Genomic DNA, 18574 nt, shown 5'->3' on the forward strand with positions numbered 1-18574 from the left:
GGGAGTTTCCAACTCGAAGTGGACCACCACGACGATGTCGACTCGCTCAGAATGCCGCCGTGTATTGGCAACTGCGAGTGCCGAATGGCACCGCAGCGATGGGCCTTGGACCGGTCCGGAGACTGAAACTATTCGACGCCCACCCGCGGTCCTTCTACCTCTGTTCGTATGACTTCCGGCAGCGGCGCGCAGAGCTCTCGCGCCGATATCGTTCGAGGAAATGAATCGACGTTCAGCCAAAGAATGGGTGGTCGTCGCGCGGCAACGTGAGAAATCAGGAGCGGGATATGACGAACAGCGTCATAGATGTTGCAACAATCGAGGCGTTGATCGCGACCGCGTGCCGCGCGCCGTCATTGCACAACAGCCAGCCCTGGAAGTGGGTCATAGATGGCCGAACGGTGCATTTGTATGCCGATCCCGAGCGGCTGCTCCCGGTCACGGACAACTCCGGCAGGCAGATGCTGATCAGTTGCGGAGCAGCGCTGGATCACCTTCGCACTGCAGCTGCAGCGGCAGGACTCGATTCTGAGATATCGCGGTTTCCCGACGGGGCCGATTCAGACCATCTCGCGATCGTCGAATTCCACTCAGCAGTAAAGACTTCCGACGCCGACCTTGCGCGAGGTGCGGCAATATCGAGCCGACGGACCGATCGGCTGGCCTTCCTGCCGGTCTGGGAGTGGCGCACTGCCTCGGTAGCGCTGGACCACATCGCGACCGACTTCAACGTCGGGCTGGAAGAGATCGTTCCGCAGCGACGTGCCGAGCTTGCTCATGTCTCCCACCTCACCGCCGCGCGACACCGTTACGACTCGTCCTACAAGGCCGAATTGCAATGGTGGACAGGCCGTACCACTCTTCCGGACGGCATCCCGGCAAAGGCAGTAGCGTCGCGTGCCGAGTCGTCGCGGGTACCGTTCGGAAGGGACTTTCCTGCTGCAGATCGACAGCCGGTGCAGCGCGCCGAATTCGGCATCGACCGGTCGCAAATCCTCGTTCTCACGACAAACGGTGATTCGCGCCCTGAGTGGCTGCTCTGTGGAGAGGCACTCTCGACGATCTTGCTCGAGTGCACTGCGCGTGGGCTCGCCACATGTCCGCTGACACACATGACAGAGTTGGCCGACAGCCGAAACCTTATCCGTCAGATGCTGACTGAACCTGGCATTCCCCAGGTGGTTATCCGCGTTGGATCTGCGGCGGGTGGGCCGTCCGAGCCTCTGACTCCACGTCGGCCCCTTTCGGACGTGATCGAGATTGTGCCGCCTGACAGCTTGGGACGAATCTGAACGCAACTTTCACGTGTCGCTGACCAACGTCGGTCCAGCCCAGGCGGACGCCTGGGAGTGTGGCCTACAGGCACTGTCTTTACGGCGCACTCCGGTAACCCGCGGAGAGGCTCAAAGCCAGCTGGTCGGCAAAGCAGAGTTCGAAGCGGCAGAATCGAACAGCTGCTCCGCCAGATCGGACAATGCACGTGCTGTCGCCAAGTTCGCGGCGGTGTCGGAAGTAGCCATGTCGCCCGAAACGATCGTCGCAATCCCGGTTCCGATTCGGCCCGAGTCTGCGTCGGCTCGTAGGCGAGCGACTGCTCTTGTGTCGGTTCCATTCTGGTCGATGACGATCTCGACAGTGGAGAAGTGAGCTTGCATTTTCGAACCTCCTGTTCAGCCAACATCCATGATGCAAATGACGACGTCGAGAGGTCTCGTCGTCACCTGTCGCGCGGTGTCATTCACCGGGGGAGTACCAGACGTAGTCCGAGGCCGGTCACTGTCGAAGTTGTTGCGGCCATGAGTAGTCCGCCGAGTATGCCGATCCCCATGGTCAGCGGCATCGATTGCCCCTGGTGCCATAGTGGCATCACGAAACCGAGAAAAGCGACGAGTCCGACGAGCCATGCCACCGCGGTCAGCGGAATCCAGCGGCTCGCGTTTGCCACGTGGGCGCGGAGCGCAAACCATTGCGCAGTCCCCACGGACAGCAGTATCGCGACGCCCAGTATCGACATTGTGGCGATTGTCGCGACGCCGGGCCAGCGAGTGATGCCGGACGCCCAGGTCGATGGCGCCATACCCAGCACGTAGGCGAACGCAGCCGCTGCGGCCGTCGCGGAAATCCAACGGGTTTTCGACAACCCAGGCAAGGTGCGCCGTAGGACGGATGCTTGGCCCCAACCCAATATCGCACCTTCCACTGCGCCGGCAGCAACTAAGGCAGGGAGCGCCACTGCGGGAGATGACGCAGCGGTCGACACGCCGACAATCGCGGGCACAGCGAATCCGATGGTCTCCGCCAACGTGACTGTGCGAATCCATCGTCGTGCGATATCTAGCTGTCCTCGGCGAGCAGTTGTCTCGGGATCGAGGAAGAATGCGACCGGAGTACGGTCGCCGGCTCGCATTCGACGGGCTTGCCCGCTCGGGTCAGCAAGCACTGCATTGCCTTTCGCGTTCTTTCTCGATACGTCGAATCGATTCGATTGCCTCTGAACACCGCGAATCGGACTGGGTTATGAAGAGTTCTTCCACCTCGGATCTTCGGCACAGACCCGTACCGGGCACGGTCAAGGAGGCGGCAGCTGCGGCGATCCCGAACCGAACCGACTCATGCAGGCTCCAGTCGCGGCTCAATCCGACCGCGATCGCTCCCCCCATCGCATCTCCCGCGCCGACGGCACTTCGGACTGGCATTTCGATAGACGGGAACCATTCGTCTGAATCGGCCGTGATGGCGAGAGCGCCGTGAGCCCCCAGCGACAGGATGACGATCTCGCATTTGCCGGCACGAATCCATCTCTGTGCGGCACCCGCCTGTTCACTTCGGGTTGTCAGGTCGCCCCCAACGCTTTCGCGCAGTTCGCGAATACTGGGTTTGAGTAGGAAGACACCAGTGTGTGTGCGTTGCAGAGCAGCGCCGGAGGTATCGAGAATGAATTGCGCGCCTACCTTGGCAGCCGCATCGCTCACGCGTTGGTAGAAGTCAGGTGATACGCCGGGTGGCAGGCTGCCGCTCGCAATTACGAAACGCGCGTTTCCCGCAGTTTCGGTGAAGACTTCGAGGCACTCGTCCTGCTCTCGGATACTGAGCTCGGGCCCGGGCAGGACGAATCTGTACTGCTCACTCAGCTCGCGGTCGTCGACCGCGAAACTCTCGCGCACGGACCCACCGTTAGGGACGGTTCGAAATGGAACCTGCTCGGCGGCAATCAAACTCTCGAGAACGCCACCCGAAGCGCCGCCGGAGGGAAATACAGCCACGACGTCACCGCCAAGAACGTTGGCGACACGCGCAACATTGATGCCACCGCCACCTGGATCGTATTGCGGCTTCGTGCAACGCAGTTTGTTCGTCGGTACGACGTGCGCGGCACTCGTGGAGATATCGAGAGCAGGATTCATTGTGAGAGTGACGATCTCCGGCACAGTGAACCTACTTTCGCTCTGAAGAAGCAATGCATGGTTTGTTCGTTGTCCCGATCCTCGGATATTTCGTGCCCAACGACGCAGAGGCGAACGTCCTCTCCGATCGGCCGGACGTCATCTCGTGCTCCGTCACGAGGGGCAGTTGGCGTCAAGGTCGCAGATGACTTTTGTCGCTCGTCGAAGAGTCGAAATGCTGTGCTGGCCGGAACAACTCGGCACTCCCGCCAACGCTGCGAACCGTGGCAACCTGGGACGCAATGTCCGAAGTCGACCTGGGAGAGCGTGGTTGAGAATGAACGGGTTCACGAGCGCCCAGCCGATCGTGGTCGGCGTCGATGGCTCTGATCTGTCCGAAGCCGCCGCGCGCTGGGCCGCTGAGGTTGCGCAACGCTGGGACGCGCCACTGATCATCGCCCATGCTGTACCTGAACCCGTTTACGCTTATGGCGACGCGGCAGTAGTGATATATGCCGAAGTGTTCAAGAGCCTCCATCACGACGCCAGAAAGATCGTCGACCTCGCTCGGCGTGCTGTCCGTCGGCAATCCCCCGATCTCGTTGTGCGAACTCATGTCGCGCACGGGCAACCAGATCGAATGCTCCTCGAGCTCAGCGAATCCGCTCGCTTACTTGTTGTCGGCTCCAAGGTCCCATCGCACGGCACCACACATGTGGGCTCCACAGCACTGCACGCGGTGAATCGTGCCAAATGCCCGGTCGTCATTTGGCGGGACGAGGGTGCACCGCTGCTCGAGGACATCGAACGCGTCGTTGTAGGCGTCGATGGCAGTGGATTGAGTGAGGGCGCCGTTGGATGGGCGTTCGAATTCGCGTCACTTTTCGGGATTCCGCTCGTTGCTGCACATGCTTGGACACGGAATAGCCAGGGAGCCGCAACCGCTTCGGCTGAGTCGGCCGTTCTGACGGACTGTCTGACGAGCTGGCGGGAGAAGTATCCAGACGTCGAGGTGACCACCGTAGCGGAGGAGGCGCATCCAGCAAACCTGCTGGCCGAACTTTCTCGGGGCGCGCGGTTAGTGGCCGTCGGAAGCCACGGGTACGGGCGCCTGCGAGGTCCGTTGCTCGGTTCCACCAGCCAGTATCTGCTACGCCATGCTGCCTGCCCACTGCTGATCTGCCGGCCGGAAGCTGCCCATTCGACGCAAGAGACGGCTGGCTCGAGAGCCGAGTTCGGGACATGAATCGTTGGCACTTGCATCCGGGTGTTCGCAGCGGTACCGAACTCACGCGCGGCGAACGGACGGCGGACATCGTTCGAAACGGGATGGGATCCTGGCCGTTCGTCATGGTCTTTGTTTCGTTCATGGCCTTGTGGGCCGCGATCAACGGAAACGACGGCTTCGACCCGTACCCATTCATACTTCTGAACCTGTTCCTGTCGATGATGGCCGGTTTGCAGGGCGCGATCTTGCTCATCTCAGCCAAACGAGCCGATTCGATTAGTAGTGAAGTCGCATTGCACACGCTCGAAAACACCACACACCTGAGGGAATTGATCGAAGCGAATACGGCCTTGACAGAGAATGTGGCGCGACTGTCCGCCGAAATTCATGCACACGTATGTGGACCCGGATCCACAGCAGGCGCCATCGGGCTGCGTGATCATGTACGGATGTCATGACGACCAATGCCTTTTCGCGGCGGACCTACAGATTTGCACCCGGTCTGCAGCAGTACCGGCACTATGAGCGAAAGTGGCTGCGGGGCGACGTAGTCGCCGGCGTAACTGTCGCGGCGTATCTGATCCCGCAAGTAATGGCGTATGCCACCGTTGCCGGACTTCCTCCTGCGACGGGGCTGTGGGCAGCGATCGGACCGATCGCGCTATACGCCGTTTTGGGTTCCTCACGCCAACTGTCGGTGGGGCCGGAATCGACTACGGCGCTCATGACCGCCGTTGTACTCGGTCCGCTCGCCGCGGCCGACCCGGACCGCTACGCGAGACTTGCCGCCGTACTGGCGCTGATCGTCGGAGCGATCTGTCTGCTGGCGAGGTTGGCGCGCCTCGGACTACTTGCTGACCTCTTGTCCCGTCCGGTGCTCGTCGGTTACATGGCGGGAATCGCGTTCATGATGATCGCCAGCCAGCTCGGCAAGGTGACGGGTCTATCTGTGCACAGCGACTCGTTTGTGGGACAGGTTCGGTCGTTCTTCGCGCAAATTGACCATGTGCACTGGCCGACTGTCGCGCTTTTCGTCGCGGTGCTGGCGGTGCTTCTCCTCGTTGACAGGATTAGTCCCCATTTACCAGGACCTCTGATCGGGATCTTGCTCGCTACCGGTGTCGTGGCGCTTTTCTCGCTGCAGGACAGCGGAATTCGTGTAGTTGGAGAGATCCCGTCCGGTCTGCCCGTGCCTGGGATTGCAGCCGTCGACGTCGGAGACATCAGCGCGCTATTTCTCCCCGCGATTGGAATTGCGATCGTGGCGTTCTCCGACAACGTGCTGACGGCGCGTGCTTTTGCGATCCGCACCGGTGACGATATCGACCCCAACACCGAACTCGGTGCACTCGGTGCGGGAAACGTCGCCGCTGGACTGCTTCAGGGTTTCCCGATCAGTAGCAGTGGCTCCAGAACAGCAATCGGTGCATCGCTCGGCAGCCGTACTCAGCTCTACTCGATCGTGGCCCTTGCGACCGTCCTGGGCACGATCTTCACGGCGCGAGGGATTTTGGCGGTGTTTCCCAGCGCAGCTTTGGGCGCGCTGGTCATATACGCGGCGACGCGGCTGATCGACCTTCCAGAGTTTCGGCGGATTGGTCATTTTCGCGTCAGCGAACTCGCGTTGGCGCTGATCACAACTGTGGCGGTGCTGACCCTCGACGTTCTTTACGGTGTGGTGGTTGCCGTGGCCCTGTCGATTTTCGATCTGCTCCGCCGGGTTGCGCGCCCGCACGACGGAATTCTGGGCTACGTCCCGGGCGTGCTGGGGATGCACGACGTCGACGACTATCCGACTGCAGCCCGAGTGCCCGGACTCGTCGTCTATCGATACGACGCTCCGCTGTGTTTTGCCAATGCAGACAACTTTCGGCGTCGTGCACTGGCGGCGGTCGATGAAGGGCCGCAGGAGACGCGTTGGTTCGTTCTCAACGCCGAAGCGAATGTCGAGGTCGATCTCACAGCCCTCGACGCGCTCGATCAGCTTCGCGCAGACCTGGAGCGCCGCGGAATCATCTTCGGCATGGCGCGAGTCAAGCAGGATCTGCGAAGTTCACTCATCGCCGCGGGGCTACTGACAAAGATCGGCGAGGATCGAATTTTTATGACGTTGCCCGGTGCAGTCGACGCGTACCGAAAGTGGGCAGCAGAACTACAGCGCGGTGACGATGACCAAAGTCCCGGTACGTGAGGGCCATCGACGGCGGCGAGCTGCGTTGGAGTGAAAGAGAATTGACGACAGGGCTTGTTCACGAAAGGGATCGTCGAACTGCCGTACGAGTTTGTAACCTATGAAAGGCAGAGATCAATGCTGGTTCGCGATCTAATGACACGGTCGGTTGTGACTGTTCGCCCCGAAACCCCACTGTGGGAGGCGGTCTCGCTCCTTGTCGACCACGAATTCGCGGCCCTTCCCGTTGTTGACGAGGCAGGACATGTCATAGGCATGCTGTCCGAATCGAACGCATTGATTGCGGGGCCGGGCCAGCAGACCACGCTTGTCGAACCGGCGATGACGACACCAGCCGAAGTAGTCGGCCCTGGCAGCGACATCAGCGCGGTCGCAGTCCGCATGATCAACCGCCGCCTACGATCGATGCCTGTGGTCGAGCAAGGGCTGCTGATCGGGATTGTTGCGCGGCGCGACCTGCTCCGAGTGTTGATCAACGACGACGCGACGATCGCAGCGAAAATCCGGTCGTTGCTGGACGACTTCGCGGGCAGTCGGCGGCAGTGGTCCATCACCGTCACCGAAGGCAAGGTCGTCGTGGATGGCGGTTTCTCCAGCAAGGACGAACAGCGCGTTGTCGGCGCCCTTGCCCGGACAGTCGAAGGTGTGCGCCACGTCGATGTGTTGCCCGCCGCAGTCGCACACGCAAGCGGAATCTGAGAACGCCGGCGACGCCGACTCAGGGGAGGGGCGCCCACCACGTCAAACGCGTTCCACCGCCTTCGGCAGGTCCGATCGTCAGTTCGCCGCCGGCTTCGTGCGCACGAGATTCGATATTGGAAAGCCCGCTGGGAGTGATATTTTCGGGTATCCCGACGCCGTCGTCGACGACTTCGACCGTGAGGTTGTCTTCGACCGACAGGCTGACCCTGATCGATTTCGCATGGCCGTGCCGAATGGCGTTGCTCACAGCCTCGCGCACAACTGCTTCAGCGTGATCGGCCAGCGAAGCTTCGACGACTGACAACGGACCGTTGATGTGGACGGTCGTTCGAACGTCGACGCTGTTCGCGAGTTGGGCAATTGCCTCCTCCACCCGCTGGCGGAGCCGGGTCGACGTTGGGCCGCCACCGTGCAGGTCGAAGATCGCTGTCCGGATTTCTTGTACAACCCCCTGGAGGTCGTCGATTACTTCGGACAATCGTCTTTGGACGTCGGGTACACGCGTTCTCGGGATCGTGCCTTGCAAGGCAAGACCGGCGGCGAACAGTCGCTGGATTACGTGGTCGTGCAGGTCGCGTGCGATGCGGTCGCGGTCGGTCAAGATATCGAGTTCGCGAACTCTGCGCTGAGCCTCCGCAAGCTGCAGCGCCAGGGCCGCCTGATCGGCGAAAGCCGTCATCATCTCCATCTGGTCGTCGGTGAATGGCGCGGCACCCTTGTGCCGCAGGATGATCAGGACGCCGCTGACCGTTTCGGCGGCTCGCAGCGGAAGAAGCAGAGCGGGACCGCCGCTGGGCAGAGAGCTCAGGATCTGTTTCGTGTCGAGGGAGTCGAACCGAAGCGGCGTACGTCGGCTGTAAGCCTCACCAGACGCGGTTCCTGCCGATGAATAGCGCTGGCCTACCAATTCATTCCCTGCGCTGCCGACCGATTCCACGACAAGAAGCTCGGTCACATCGCCGACCGCTGCCTCTGGATCCTCGGGGACAGATACGAGAATATGATCCGCCACCGCGAGGCTGAGCATCTTGTCGGCGATGAGCCGGTACACCATTCCCGACTCGGCCCCCGCGAGCAGTTCGGTGCTGATATCGCGGGTTGCGGCGATCCAAGCTTGCCGAGTCTTGGTCTCTTCGAACAATCGAGCATTCTCGATCGCGATGCCCGCGGCGGCAGCGAGAGCCTGAACCAGAACTTCGTCATCTTCGGTAAAAGGCTGCCCATTCGCCTTCTCCGTCAAGTAGAGGTTGCCGAATACCTCTTCCCGGATCCGCACGGGAACTCCGAGGAACGTGTTCATCGGCGGATGGTTCGACGGAAAGCCGACCGATGAAGGGTGGTGCGCAAGGACGTCGAGTCGTAGCGGCTTCGGCTGGTCGATCAGCAGACCCAACACGCCGCGGCCTTCAGGGAGGGGACCGATGCGCTCGCGTGTTTGCTCATCTATGCCCTCGTAGATGAACTCGATCAGCTGGTGGCCGTGACCACGCACCCCGAGCGCGCCGTACTGCGCGTCGACGAGTTCGATCGCAGTATGGACGATGGTCCGTAGCGTCTCGTCCAATTCGAGACCGGCGGTCACAACAAGCATCGCCTCGACCAGTCCGTCCATCCGGTCTCTGGCGTTAATGATCTGTGCAATGCGATCTTGCACTTCGGAAAGTAGCTCGCGCAGTCTCAGTTGTGACAAGGTTTCACGCATCGGACTTGGCGACTTGGGGTGCGTGGCATCGGCAGGGCTGGACACGCGGCCATTGTCTCACCGTTTATCGGAGCGAGTGCGCGATCATGCACAGTCGGCTACGACGCTGCCAACGTAGTGGCATACACCGCTGCCTGTGTGCGGCGCTCCATACCGAGCTTGGCGAGCAGTCGCGAGACGTAGTTCTTAACGGTCTTCTCCGCCAGGAACATTCGCGCTGCGATTTGGCGGTTCGTCAGACCCTCGCTGAGCAGGCTGAGCAGAGTCCGTTCTTGTTCGGTCAGGTTGGACAGTGGACCGGGTTCTTCGGTGCGCGCGCGAAGCTTCGACATCAGCGCTGCCGCGGCACGATTGTCCAGCAGAGATTTTCCAGCGCCGACATCTTTGATCGCTCTGGCAAGTTCCATGCCTCTGATGTCTTTGACGACGTAGCCGCTTGCGCCAGCCAAGATCGCATCCAGCATCGCTTGTTCGTCCGTGAACGAGGTGAGGATCAGGCAGCGCAATCCAGGCAGTCGGGACAGCAGGTCACGACACAGTTCCACGCCGTTGCCGTCCGGCAATCGCAAATCGAGCACCGCCACATCCGGAAGCAAAGCGGGGATCCGGGCCATTGCCTGCGAGACGCTGCCGGCTTCACCGATTATCGACAACTCGGGATCGCTGCCGAGAAGCTCCGCCAGCCCGCGACGGACGACCTCGTGGTCGTCGACAAGGAATACCTTGATCATGAAATCCGCCTTCTTCGTGGAGTCTGCAAAGGTGACGCTACGGGTTCGAGTATCGCTACGCGGCGCGCGAAAGTCCCCGGGGACAGGGACTTTGGTCCCTGCGCCACCGGCCCGCCGAGGGGGACCACTGTCTCGATTTCGAGGACCAACGACCAGCGTGCGGGGCGTCTGCCGCTCCTATCGTTGATTTCATAGGCCGGCAATCGAATTCGACTGCCGGCGAACATCCCTCGAAGGAGCCCCATGCACAATCAACCGATAGTCGTCGGTGTGGATGGCTCTGATGCTGGGCAGGACGCGGTGCGATGGGCGGCACGCGAGGCCGCGTTCCATAAGTGTCGGCTGACAATCGTCAACGCGAGCCCGGTGCTTCTCACATACGGACCGGGAATGGCGTTGGTCAGCTACGGCCCAGCATTGGCACTGGCGCCTGAGGAGTTCGATTCGGAGCGGACGGGACGGGCGATTCTGTCGGCCAGTGAGCGCACGGTCGAATCGATGATCGATGAGATCGGGGTAGTCGATACGTGCACGGAATTCGTTGCGGGCCCCACAATCCCGAGTCTGCTCGATTTGTCCAAGGATGCCCGCCTGTTGGTGGTGGGTAACCGCGGACTCGGCGCGTTCAGACGACGACTGCTCGGCTCGGTGAGCACTGCGGTTGCGCACCACGCACACTGCCCCGTTGTTGTAGTCCGAACCCCTGAGAGTGCTTACGGTCCAGGGTCTTCGGCCCCGGTTGTCGTGGGCGTGGACGGGACCGACAGCAGCGCGAAGGCTATCGAGATTGCGTTCGACGAAGCGTCGCATCGCGGGGTCGAGCTCGTCGCGGTGTACGCATGGACCGACTACAGCGATTTGGTGACTTCAGTGAACTCGTGGCCGACACCACAAGCCGAACAAGAGGCGTTGCTCGCAGAATGTCTGGCCGGATGGCGCGAGCGGTATCCGGAGGTCGATGTTCGCAAAGTTGCCGTCCGCGATCGACCGGCTCGAAAGCTGCTCGCTCAGTCGGAGGTCGCACAATTGGTCGTCGTGGGTAGCCACGGCCGCGGAGGATTCTCCGGAATGACGTTGGGATCGACCAGCGAGGTTCTGCTTCACCACGTCGAATGTCCGATAATTATCGCCCGAAAGCAGGATTGAATCGATGAATGCACACCGCACTCTGCCGGTCGTCGTCGGAATCGACGCGTCACGATCCTCACACGAAGCGCTCCGCTGGGCGGCAGGCGATGCGGAACGGCGGGGTGCACCGTTGTCGATCGTTCACGCAGTCTTCACACCGCTTGCCTACGGGCCGGGTCTGAGCTTCACGAAGCCGGACTTCGATCGCCTGGAAGCTGAAGGAGCAGAACTTCTTTCGCGGGCTGCGCGCAACGTGTCGGAGACGTCGCCAGAACTCGAGGTGAGGACCGAGCTGGTTCGAGCACCGCGGGCGCCCGCCCTTATCGATAAGTCGAAAGACGCCCAGATGGTCGTCATCGGCAGTCGTGGGCTCGGAGCGATCGGCCGCGGACTCGTTGGCTCCGTCGGTTCTTCGCTTGCGCGTCACGCCCATCGCCCGGTCGCGGTTCTGCACTACAGGGCGAACGATCCGTGGAACCTGTCCCGTCCACGACGCGCTGTCGTTGTGGGCGTAGACGGTTCCGAAAACAGCTTGCCTGCAATCGAAGTGGCGTTCGAAGAAGCATCGATGCGAAGCTCGAAGATCATTGCAGTGCACTCGTGGGCGGACGATGGACGGTTCTTGCATGTCGGTGACTGGGATGCGGTGGCGAACACCGAGGAAGCGCTCCTGGCCGAGAGTCTGGCAGGCTACGCCGAGCGCTACCCCGATGTTCCCGTCGAGAAGATCATCGTGAAAAACAATCCTGCGCGACACTTGCGTGACTTCTCCGACGACGCTGAACTGTTGGTGGTCGGCAGCCACGGCCGCGGCGGATTTGCGGGAATGACGCTCGGATCGACGAGTCAGGAATTGCTTCACTCGGTGACCTGCCCGCTGATCATCGCGCGCACGACTGCCTGAGAACATATTTCACGATGTCTGTCGTGAGCTTCCGCAGATCCGCGAAGCGCGCCTTTGCCGTGGTTGCACGCGATCTTGCGAAACCGGTTGTAGCTGTCGGGGAGTCGGCCAGACTGAGTGATGTTCTGGAAGCGCTCGCGGTTCACGACCTCGACTTGCTGCCAGTTGTCGATACCCGCGGACGACTCACGAGGATCGCGACGGAACAATCGGTCGCGTTGGTGACCGATCGGCGTCGTGACGTGGAACAGTGTTCTCGAGGCCAATCTCGACCGCGGTGTCAATACCGTTGTGTGTTATCGCGAAGCCTCATGCACACTCTTAACAGAGAGGCATCTGGAACTCGTTGTTGGTGAGGACCTTTCCATCCCAACGCTTCCAGCCATCGATTTTCCGCGATCACTCACGATTCCGGTTGACTTTCGGACTCCGCGTTGAACCTTGATGTCGACGCCGCCGTGAGGAGACGGCCAATGCCGGACCGACGAATTGCGCGTGTCATCGGCTCAGCACCCCACATCGCGAGAGCGGAATCCTGCGAAGCCGAGGACGAGGACCGCAACTGTCAGCGTCAGAATTGCGAGGATCGGTGTCGTTGTGACACTTTCGAGAGGAGCCTGTGGGGTGTGCGTGTACGGTGACAGATCTCGCATCCAGTCCGGCAATTTGAACGAGTCGGCAAACAAAACGATGATCGTGCAGTAGCCGAACGTGGTCCATGCGATCGCAGCGGCGATTCGCGGTAGGTATCCGATGCCGAGAACCGCGATAGCGACGACGAGCCAGGTCGCCGGCAGGTACACCAATGCGACGCCGGTGAGGCGGATCGCCTGGCCCGGATCCGAGACGGTGAGCCCGTAGGCGAGTCCTTCGCCGAAGCCGCCCGCGGCCGCGACCAATGCGCTCCCGGCCAGCGCAACCGCGACATGGCTTGCGAGCCATTCCCCCCGACTCGTGGGCGTGGCGTAGATGGGTTCGGCCCTGCCGGAGGTTTCCTCCGCACGCGCGCGCAACGCACTGGAGACGCCATACGCCGCAGCGAGAAGGGCCGCCATCGTGACTGTGAGGGCGAGGTAGGCATTGACAGCGTCGGCAGCGCCGCCCGGCAAGTACGAGGCGATCTCGGGATTGTCGGCGATGAAATCTTCGATGCTGCTTCCGAACGACCCGTACGCCGCGGCGAGGGCGAACACTCCGATCGTCCACATGATCAGCGAGCCTCGCTGGAGGCGCCAAGCCAGACCGAGCGGCGAACCGAGGAGCCACGACGCACTCGCTCGACCAGATCGGTAACCGAGCACGCCTGCACCGAAGTCTCGACGATCCAGCACGGCGACAGCGACGATGACAAGCAGCGGACCGAAGATAGCTGGGAGCAGTAGCGGCCACCAACGGTCGCCCGCGAAGGGAAACGTCCGCTGACCCCAGCCGATCGGTGACAGCCACGACAGCGTCCCATTCCCGACATCCCCGATTGCGCGCAGGGCGTACGCAATGCCGATCGCAGAAGTTGTTGCACCGTAGACACTTCGGGGGTTTTCGAAGATCTGAACTGCGATCGCGGTCAGAGCTGCGAAGACAATTCCGACCCCCGCTATCGACGCCGCGAGGAGAAGCGATCCGCCCCATGGGAGGCCGGTGAGTGTTGCGGCGCCGAATGCGGCGCCTGCGATGGCGATGTCGGCGAGCCACGCCAGGCCGATCGCCGCCAACAGCGGAGCGCGGCGCCCAACGCGTGCGGAGCGAACCAGCTCGGCGCGTCCGTTCTCCTCGTCTGTGCGCGTGCACCGACCGACGATGAACATGTTCATCAGGGCGACGACGACCGCGAGGTAGGCAAAGATTTCGAAGACGACCTCGCCGCCGATCGACGCGAGCAACTCCGTCGGTCCGCTCATCGCGACGATCGCGGCGTTACCACCCATCGTTTCTCGCAGTTGCGCGAGCTCGAGCGGCGAACCGTAGAGCGACTGGCTGCCCCAGGACTGATAGCCCACCAGCAGCGCGGCACCGGCCAGCCAAAATGGCAGGCCAAACCTTTCGCGGCGTAATGCAAACCGAAACAACGGGCCGATGCCGACTGTGTCGTCGGTCCGCCCAGCAAACACGGTCGTGCTCACACCGCCACCTCGGTCTGGGCCGCGGGAGCAGTCTCATAATGCCGAAGGAAGATGTCCTCGAGCGTCGGTGGTGTCGCCGTGATACTGCGAACCCCGAGTGCGGAGACTCGTTGCAGCACGTGATCGAGCTGAGCGGCGTCGACGTCGAATCGTGTGCGCGCGCCGCTCACGACGACATTGTGAACTCCGAGGGCGGCGTCCAAGCCGAGGAGTGGACGTACGGTCTCGACAGTGATCGCAGTGCGCTCGAGGTGCTGGAGTTCGGACAGTGTGCCGCTTTCCACTGTGTGGCCGAGCCTGATAATGCTGACTCGGTCGCAGAGCGCTTCGACCTCGGCGAGGATATGGCTGGACAGCAGTACTGTTCGGCCACGCCGTTTTTCGTCCTCGATGCAGTGCTGGAATTCGGCTTCCATCAGGGGGTCGAGGCCGACGGTAGGTTCGTCGAGTAGGAGTAGATCGGCGTCGGAGGCGAGCGCAGCGATCAGTGCAACCTTTTGGCGGTTGCCCTTCGAGTAGTTGCGGGCCTTTTTTCGTGGGTCCAGGTCGAACTGGTCGATGAGTGCGGCTCGTCTACGAGTGTCGATACCGCCGCGCAGCCGTCCCATCAGATCGATAACTTCACCACCGGTGAGCCCTGGCCAGAGGTTGACCTCGCCGGGCACGTAGGCAAGCCGGCTGTGCAAAGCAACGGCATCACGCCATGGATCACCGCCAAGCATTCTTACTGTGCCGGAGTCCGGGCGGAGCAGTCCGAGCAACACTCGGATAGTGGTGGTTTTGCCTGATCCGTTCGGTCCGAGAAAGCCGTGCACCTCGCCCTCCTCGACGGTCAGGTCGAGGCCGTCGAGGGCCTTGAAGTGGCCGAAGGATTTGGTCAGGCCGGAGATCGAGATCGCAGCCATCGGTGCGGGTCCTCCCTGTCGTGTGACGCTGGTTGATGTTCCTGTTCAGGTTCATCGAGTGCAGCGAAGGAAGGGAGGGCCGAACGTCCCAGGGGTGTGGGGCTTATGTGATCACGAAATCGGTGCAGACCACTGCAGTTTGGTTCCGCCTTCGGCCGTCGAACCGATCGAATACGTTCCACCGACGTCGCGGGCGCGTGCGGCGAGATTGTTCAGCCCGCTGGGTGTGATGTTGTCGGGAATGCCGATCCCGTCGTCGACGACTTCGATTGTCAGATTGTCATCGACGGTGACCGAAACCGTTACGGCGCCGGCATGACCGTGTCGCACTGCGTTGCTGACGCCTTCACGTACCACTGCTTCAGCGTGTTCGGCAAGACCGGGTGCGACGACAGACATCGGCCCAGACATGCGAACGGTCGTGCGAACAGGCGAGTCCGCGGTCATCTGCGCGATGGCGTCATTGAGCCGCTGCCGTAAGCGCGCGTGGCCGACTGTATCGGGGTGCAGGTCGAAGACTGCGCTCCTGATCTCCTGCACGACAGATTGCAGTTCCTCGATCGTGTCGTCGATGCGTTGCTGCACTTCCTTGGACCGGGCGCGCGAAGCGGTTCCCTGCAGTGACATTCCAATCGCGAAGAGTCGCTGGATCACGTGATCGTGGAGGTCGCGAGCGATACGATCGCGGTCGCCGAGGACGTCGAGTTCTCGCATGCGTTGTCTAGTGGACGCCAACTGCAGCGCAAGCGCTGCCTGATCTGCGAAGGTCGACATCATATCGAGTTGATCGTCGGTGAAATGCGGAGCACCGACGGGACGGATCTTGACCAGTACCCCGAGCGCCGCGTCAGCAGTTCGAAGGGGCAGCATCAAGACTGGGCCCGTAGGGGTCGCAATTCCTGCCGGGTCGTCGTCACCGAGTGCATCGAAGCGGAGCGGCGTTCGCTCGGCGAATGCCCTGCCCAAGTATGTGCCGGAAAGGGACAGAAACTTTCCGACAAGTCCGTCGAGTCGGGACCCGGCAGAGTCGATTACGAGGAGTTCGCTGATCGCCGTCCCGGCGTCCTCGTAGTCCCTCTGTACTGCCAGCAGAGAATGGCCCGCCGCAGGAGTCAAGCTCATCGCTTTGTCTGCGATCAGGCGCATTGCCTCGTCGAGGTTTTGTCCGGCGAGCAGTTGCGTGCTGATGTCGCGGGTGGCTTCGATCCACGCCTGGCGAAGCCGACTCGATTCGAAAAGCCGCGCATTCGCTATGGCGATCCCTGCCGCCGCTGCGAGCGCCTGCATCAGGATTTCGTCGTCGTCGGTAAACGGTAGGCCGTTAGCTTTCTCGGTTAGGTAGAGGTTGCCGAAGACTTCGGTCCCGATCCGAATCGGTACGCCGAGAAAGGTTTCCATCGGCGGATGCGCGGGCGGAAATCCGACCGATGTGGGGTGCAATGCGAGCCGCTCGAGCTGGATCGGCTTGGGCTGATCGATCAGTAGGCCGAGCACGCCGCGTCCCTGCGGTAGGGGGCCGATCTTTTCCCGCGTGTCTTCGTCGATGCCTTCGGATATGAACTGGACTAGTTGGTGGCCGTCGCCACGCACGCCGAGCGCTCCGTATCGCGCATCGACCAGCTCGATCGCGGTGTGCACAATCGTGCGGAGTGTGTCGTCCAATCGCAGCCCTGAGGTTACGACGAGCATCGCTTCGACGAGACCGTCGGTCTTGTCCCGGGCATCTGCGATCTGGGAGATCCGGTCTTGCACTTCGCCGAGCAGCTCTCGTAACCGTAGCTGTGACAACGTCTCTCGCACGTGAGGAGCAGTCCAAGTGCCTTCTCCGGCAGTCATCGACGCGCTACCGATGCGGTCCGAGAGCCGGTACCCTCGGGCGGAGTGCGCGGGCAGCTGTGCCATCCACCATGTGGACGATGAGGCGAGATGTCCATGACCAACGCCCCCTATTTGATCGGCGACTCAGCCTCGGGAATTGACTAGCGGTGATCGCCGATGGTGCGGTTGGAGTCATCGAAACGTTATCAGTTCGTGAGAGTGACCGATAGCGACCGTCGGGCCGCCGTGGGAATCACAATCTTGTACCCAGGCTTTCCGGACATGGTGTGAGCGCGTCGTGCGCCTAGTGTTCAGGCGCGCGGCTTCCCGCGGGTCTGCTCACCTTCTACCCTTCGAACTCAGACCAAAGACTCTCCGGACCAGGACCGGAATCCGCCAATCTTGGGCTATGCAAAATCGCGACGTTCGCGCCGTTTCGGGCGACCGTACAGCCGCGATCAGCAACTGCAACCCTTCTGGTGAGGTAGGCGAGTCAATGTTTGTCGATAAGTATCAAGTCGGTTCGAGAACGCGACCCGTCCCCGAATCGCGTCTTGTCGGCGGGGAATTCGAAGCGGTTGTCGTGGGTAAAACCTCGAAGTTCTCAGGAGTTCGGTGATGCACAAACGTCGGAGCGAACTTTCTCCTGCCGCGCAGACTGGAATCTCGATCCTGGGCGCAGTCCAGCTTGCCCTTGCCGCCGCTGCCTGGACCGACCTTGCACGGCGACCGGACGATGAGGTATCGGGCCGTAAGTCATGGTGGGCCGCAGCAATTCTCGTCAATTTCGTCGGTCCCATCGCGTACTTCCGTCTGGGCCGACGGGGCAGCAGTGAGGCTACGAGTGGCTGAGGCAGTCGAACCGCGGAGTGCCAAGCACTGGGGAGCCTTCATCGAGCCGACGGAGCCGCACGCGTCGGGAACGTCGCGGCGGCTGAACTGGCTCAGAGCCGGCGTTCTTGGCGCCAATGACGGCATCGTGTCGACCGCAGGACTGGTCATCGGCGTTGCGGCAGCAGATGCTGGTCGCGGCCCGATACTGACGGCGGGAGTTGCGGGACTTGTTGCCGGCGCGGTGTCGATGGCAGTCGGCGAGTACGTGTCGGTCAGCACTCAGCGCGACACCGAGAAAGCGTTGCTGGAAAAGGAACGGGGTGAGTTGGCGGACGCGCCGGAACAGGAACTCGCGGAATTGGTCTCGCTGTACGAGGCGAAAGGTTTGTGTCGGGACACGGCGACCGTGGTAGCAGCCGAACTCACTGCACGCGACGCGTTTGCGGCGCACGTCGATGCCGAGTTGCGAATAGACCCCGATGCGCTCACGAACCCCTGGCACGCCGCAATTTCGTCGGCCGTGGCCTTTACGATGGGGGCGTTGCTGCCCCTGCTCGCTATCTTGCTTCCGGCTGGAGACGTCCGGATTCCAGTCACGTTCGGCGCCGTTGTCGGGGCGTTGGCGTTGACCGGCAGCGTCAGTGCGAGCCTGGGCGGCGCGAAGCGCTGGCGGGCCACGCTTCGGATTGTCACGGGAGGGGTGATCGCGATGGCAGTGACCTACGCGATCGGCCAGTTGGTCGGACTGGGAACGGTCTGACCCCGCTTGCAATCTTGCGAGTCGAGTTCGAAATTGTCGGTCGCGCAGATTCCAGGGTGAGACCCGAACTGCAACCGGCGGCCCATGGCACGAAAGGCGCAAGTCGGCACGTTCAGCGCGGGGACAGCCTTCTGGCCATGTTGATAGTGACCTCTGGCTCTGGAGACC

17 protein-coding genes are annotated in these 18574 nt (G+C 61.9%); 9 read left to right on the plus strand and 8 right to left on the minus strand.

The window, feature by feature from the left end; genetic code table 11:
* The first annotated feature begins 287 nt into the window (after positions 1–287).
* Positions 288–1292 carry an Acg family FMN-binding oxidoreductase gene (locus JGU72_RS20350; protein WP_199685863.1) on the plus strand — a complete coding sequence of 335 codons (1005 nt, stop codon included), beginning with the start codon at positions 288–290 and terminating at the stop codon, positions 1290–1292.
* 111 nt (positions 1293–1403) lie between these two features.
* On the opposite strand, the gene JGU72_RS20355 is transcribed toward JGU72_RS20350, so the two are convergent.
* From JGU72_RS20355 to JGU72_RS20365, 3 genes are all read right to left on the minus strand, one after another.
* The gene (locus tag JGU72_RS20355) at positions 1404–1655 is read right to left on the minus strand and encodes a dsRBD fold-containing protein (protein WP_199685864.1); all 252 of its coding nucleotides are present in this window, start codon (positions 1653–1655) and stop codon (positions 1404–1406) included.
* Between the two features lie 83 nt (positions 1656–1738).
* Positions 1739–2440 (minus strand): hypothetical protein, encoded by a 702-nt coding sequence (locus tag JGU72_RS20360; RefSeq protein WP_307828525.1) that lies wholly within the window; start codon positions 2438–2440, stop codon positions 1739–1741.
* The gene (locus JGU72_RS20365; protein ID WP_199685865.1) at positions 2430–3428 is read right to left on the minus strand and encodes a 1-phosphofructokinase family hexose kinase; all 999 of its coding nucleotides are present in this window, start codon (positions 3426–3428) and stop codon (positions 2430–2432) included. Before JGU72_RS20365 ends, JGU72_RS20360 begins: the two co-directional genes overlap by 11 nt.
* Positions 3429–3720: 292 nt before the next feature.
* On the opposite strand from JGU72_RS20365, the gene JGU72_RS20370 reads away from it, so the two are divergent.
* The 4 genes from JGU72_RS20370 (at position 3721) to JGU72_RS20385 (ending at position 7501) form a co-directional block, all read left to right on the plus strand.
* Entirely contained in the window at positions 3721–4629 is a 909-nt protein-coding gene (locus tag JGU72_RS20370; protein ID WP_199685866.1) for a universal stress protein, read from the plus strand.
* Positions 4626–5069, plus strand: a complete 444-nt coding sequence (locus JGU72_RS20375) for a DUF1003 domain-containing protein (RefSeq protein ID WP_199685867.1) — start codon at positions 4626–4628, stop codon at positions 5067–5069. Before JGU72_RS20370 ends, JGU72_RS20375 begins: the two co-directional genes overlap by 4 nt.
* Positions 5066–6802: a SulP family inorganic anion transporter gene (locus JGU72_RS20380; RefSeq protein ID WP_199685868.1), complete on the plus strand. Its 1737-nt coding sequence runs from the start codon at positions 5066–5068 to the stop codon at positions 6800–6802. The genes JGU72_RS20375 and JGU72_RS20380 overlap by 4 nt, the downstream gene beginning before the upstream one ends.
* A gap of 135 nt (positions 6803–6937) precedes the next feature.
* The gene (locus JGU72_RS20385; protein ID WP_233532711.1) at positions 6938–7501 is read left to right on the plus strand and encodes a CBS domain-containing protein; all 564 of its coding nucleotides are present in this window, start codon (positions 6938–6940) and stop codon (positions 7499–7501) included.
* Positions 7502–7520: 19 nt separating this feature from the next.
* Here the strand turns inward: JGU72_RS20385 and JGU72_RS20390 are convergent, their stop codons facing one another.
* Complete coding sequence (locus JGU72_RS20390) at positions 7521–9206, minus strand: GAF domain-containing sensor histidine kinase (protein WP_199686112.1); 1686 nt, start codon at positions 9204–9206, stop codon at positions 7521–7523.
* A gap of 98 nt (positions 9207–9304) precedes the next feature.
* Entirely contained in the window at positions 9305–9937 is a 633-nt protein-coding gene (locus tag JGU72_RS20395; protein WP_199685870.1) for a response regulator, read from the minus strand.
* Between the two features lie 243 nt (positions 9938–10180).
* Here JGU72_RS20395 and JGU72_RS20400 point away from each other — a divergent pair, with 243 nt between their 5' ends.
* Positions 10181–11083, plus strand: a complete 903-nt coding sequence (locus tag JGU72_RS20400; RefSeq protein ID WP_199685871.1) for a universal stress protein — start codon at positions 10181–10183, stop codon at positions 11081–11083.
* 4 nt (positions 11084–11087) lie between these two features.
* Complete coding sequence (locus tag JGU72_RS20405) at positions 11088–11969, plus strand: universal stress protein (protein ID WP_199685872.1); 882 nt, start codon at positions 11088–11090, stop codon at positions 11967–11969.
* A gap of 506 nt (positions 11970–12475) precedes the next feature.
* Here the strand turns inward: JGU72_RS20405 and JGU72_RS20410 are convergent.
* From JGU72_RS20410 to JGU72_RS20420, 3 genes are all read right to left on the minus strand, one after another.
* Positions 12476–14089, minus strand: a complete 1614-nt coding sequence (locus tag JGU72_RS20410) for an ABC transporter permease (RefSeq protein ID WP_199685873.1) — start codon at positions 14087–14089, stop codon at positions 12476–12478.
* Entirely contained in the window at positions 14086–14994 is a 909-nt protein-coding gene (locus JGU72_RS20415; RefSeq protein WP_199685874.1) for an ABC transporter ATP-binding protein, read from the minus strand. Before JGU72_RS20415 ends, JGU72_RS20410 begins: the two co-directional genes overlap by 4 nt.
* Positions 14995–15105: 111 nt before the next feature.
* Positions 15106–16830: a sensor histidine kinase gene (locus JGU72_RS20420; protein ID WP_199685875.1), complete on the minus strand. Its 1725-nt coding sequence runs from the start codon at positions 16828–16830 to the stop codon at positions 15106–15108.
* Positions 16831–17430: 600 nt separating this feature from the next.
* Between JGU72_RS20420 and JGU72_RS20425 the strand changes: the two genes are divergently transcribed.
* Together JGU72_RS20425 and JGU72_RS20430 are read left to right on the plus strand one after the other, a co-directional pair.
* On the plus strand, positions 17431–17664 hold the full coding sequence (locus tag JGU72_RS20425; protein ID WP_199685876.1) for a PLDc N-terminal domain-containing protein: 234 nt from the start codon (positions 17431–17433) through the stop codon (positions 17662–17664).
* Entirely contained in the window at positions 17657–18406 is a 750-nt protein-coding gene (locus JGU72_RS20430) for a VIT1/CCC1 transporter family protein (protein WP_374101137.1), read from the plus strand. The genes JGU72_RS20425 and JGU72_RS20430 overlap by 8 nt, the downstream gene beginning before the upstream one ends.
* Positions 18407–18574: the final 168 nt, after the last annotated feature.

Source organism: Antrihabitans auranticaus (assembly GCF_016481275.1).
Lineage (GTDB): Bacteria > Actinomycetota > Actinomycetes > Mycobacteriales > Mycobacteriaceae > Antrihabitans.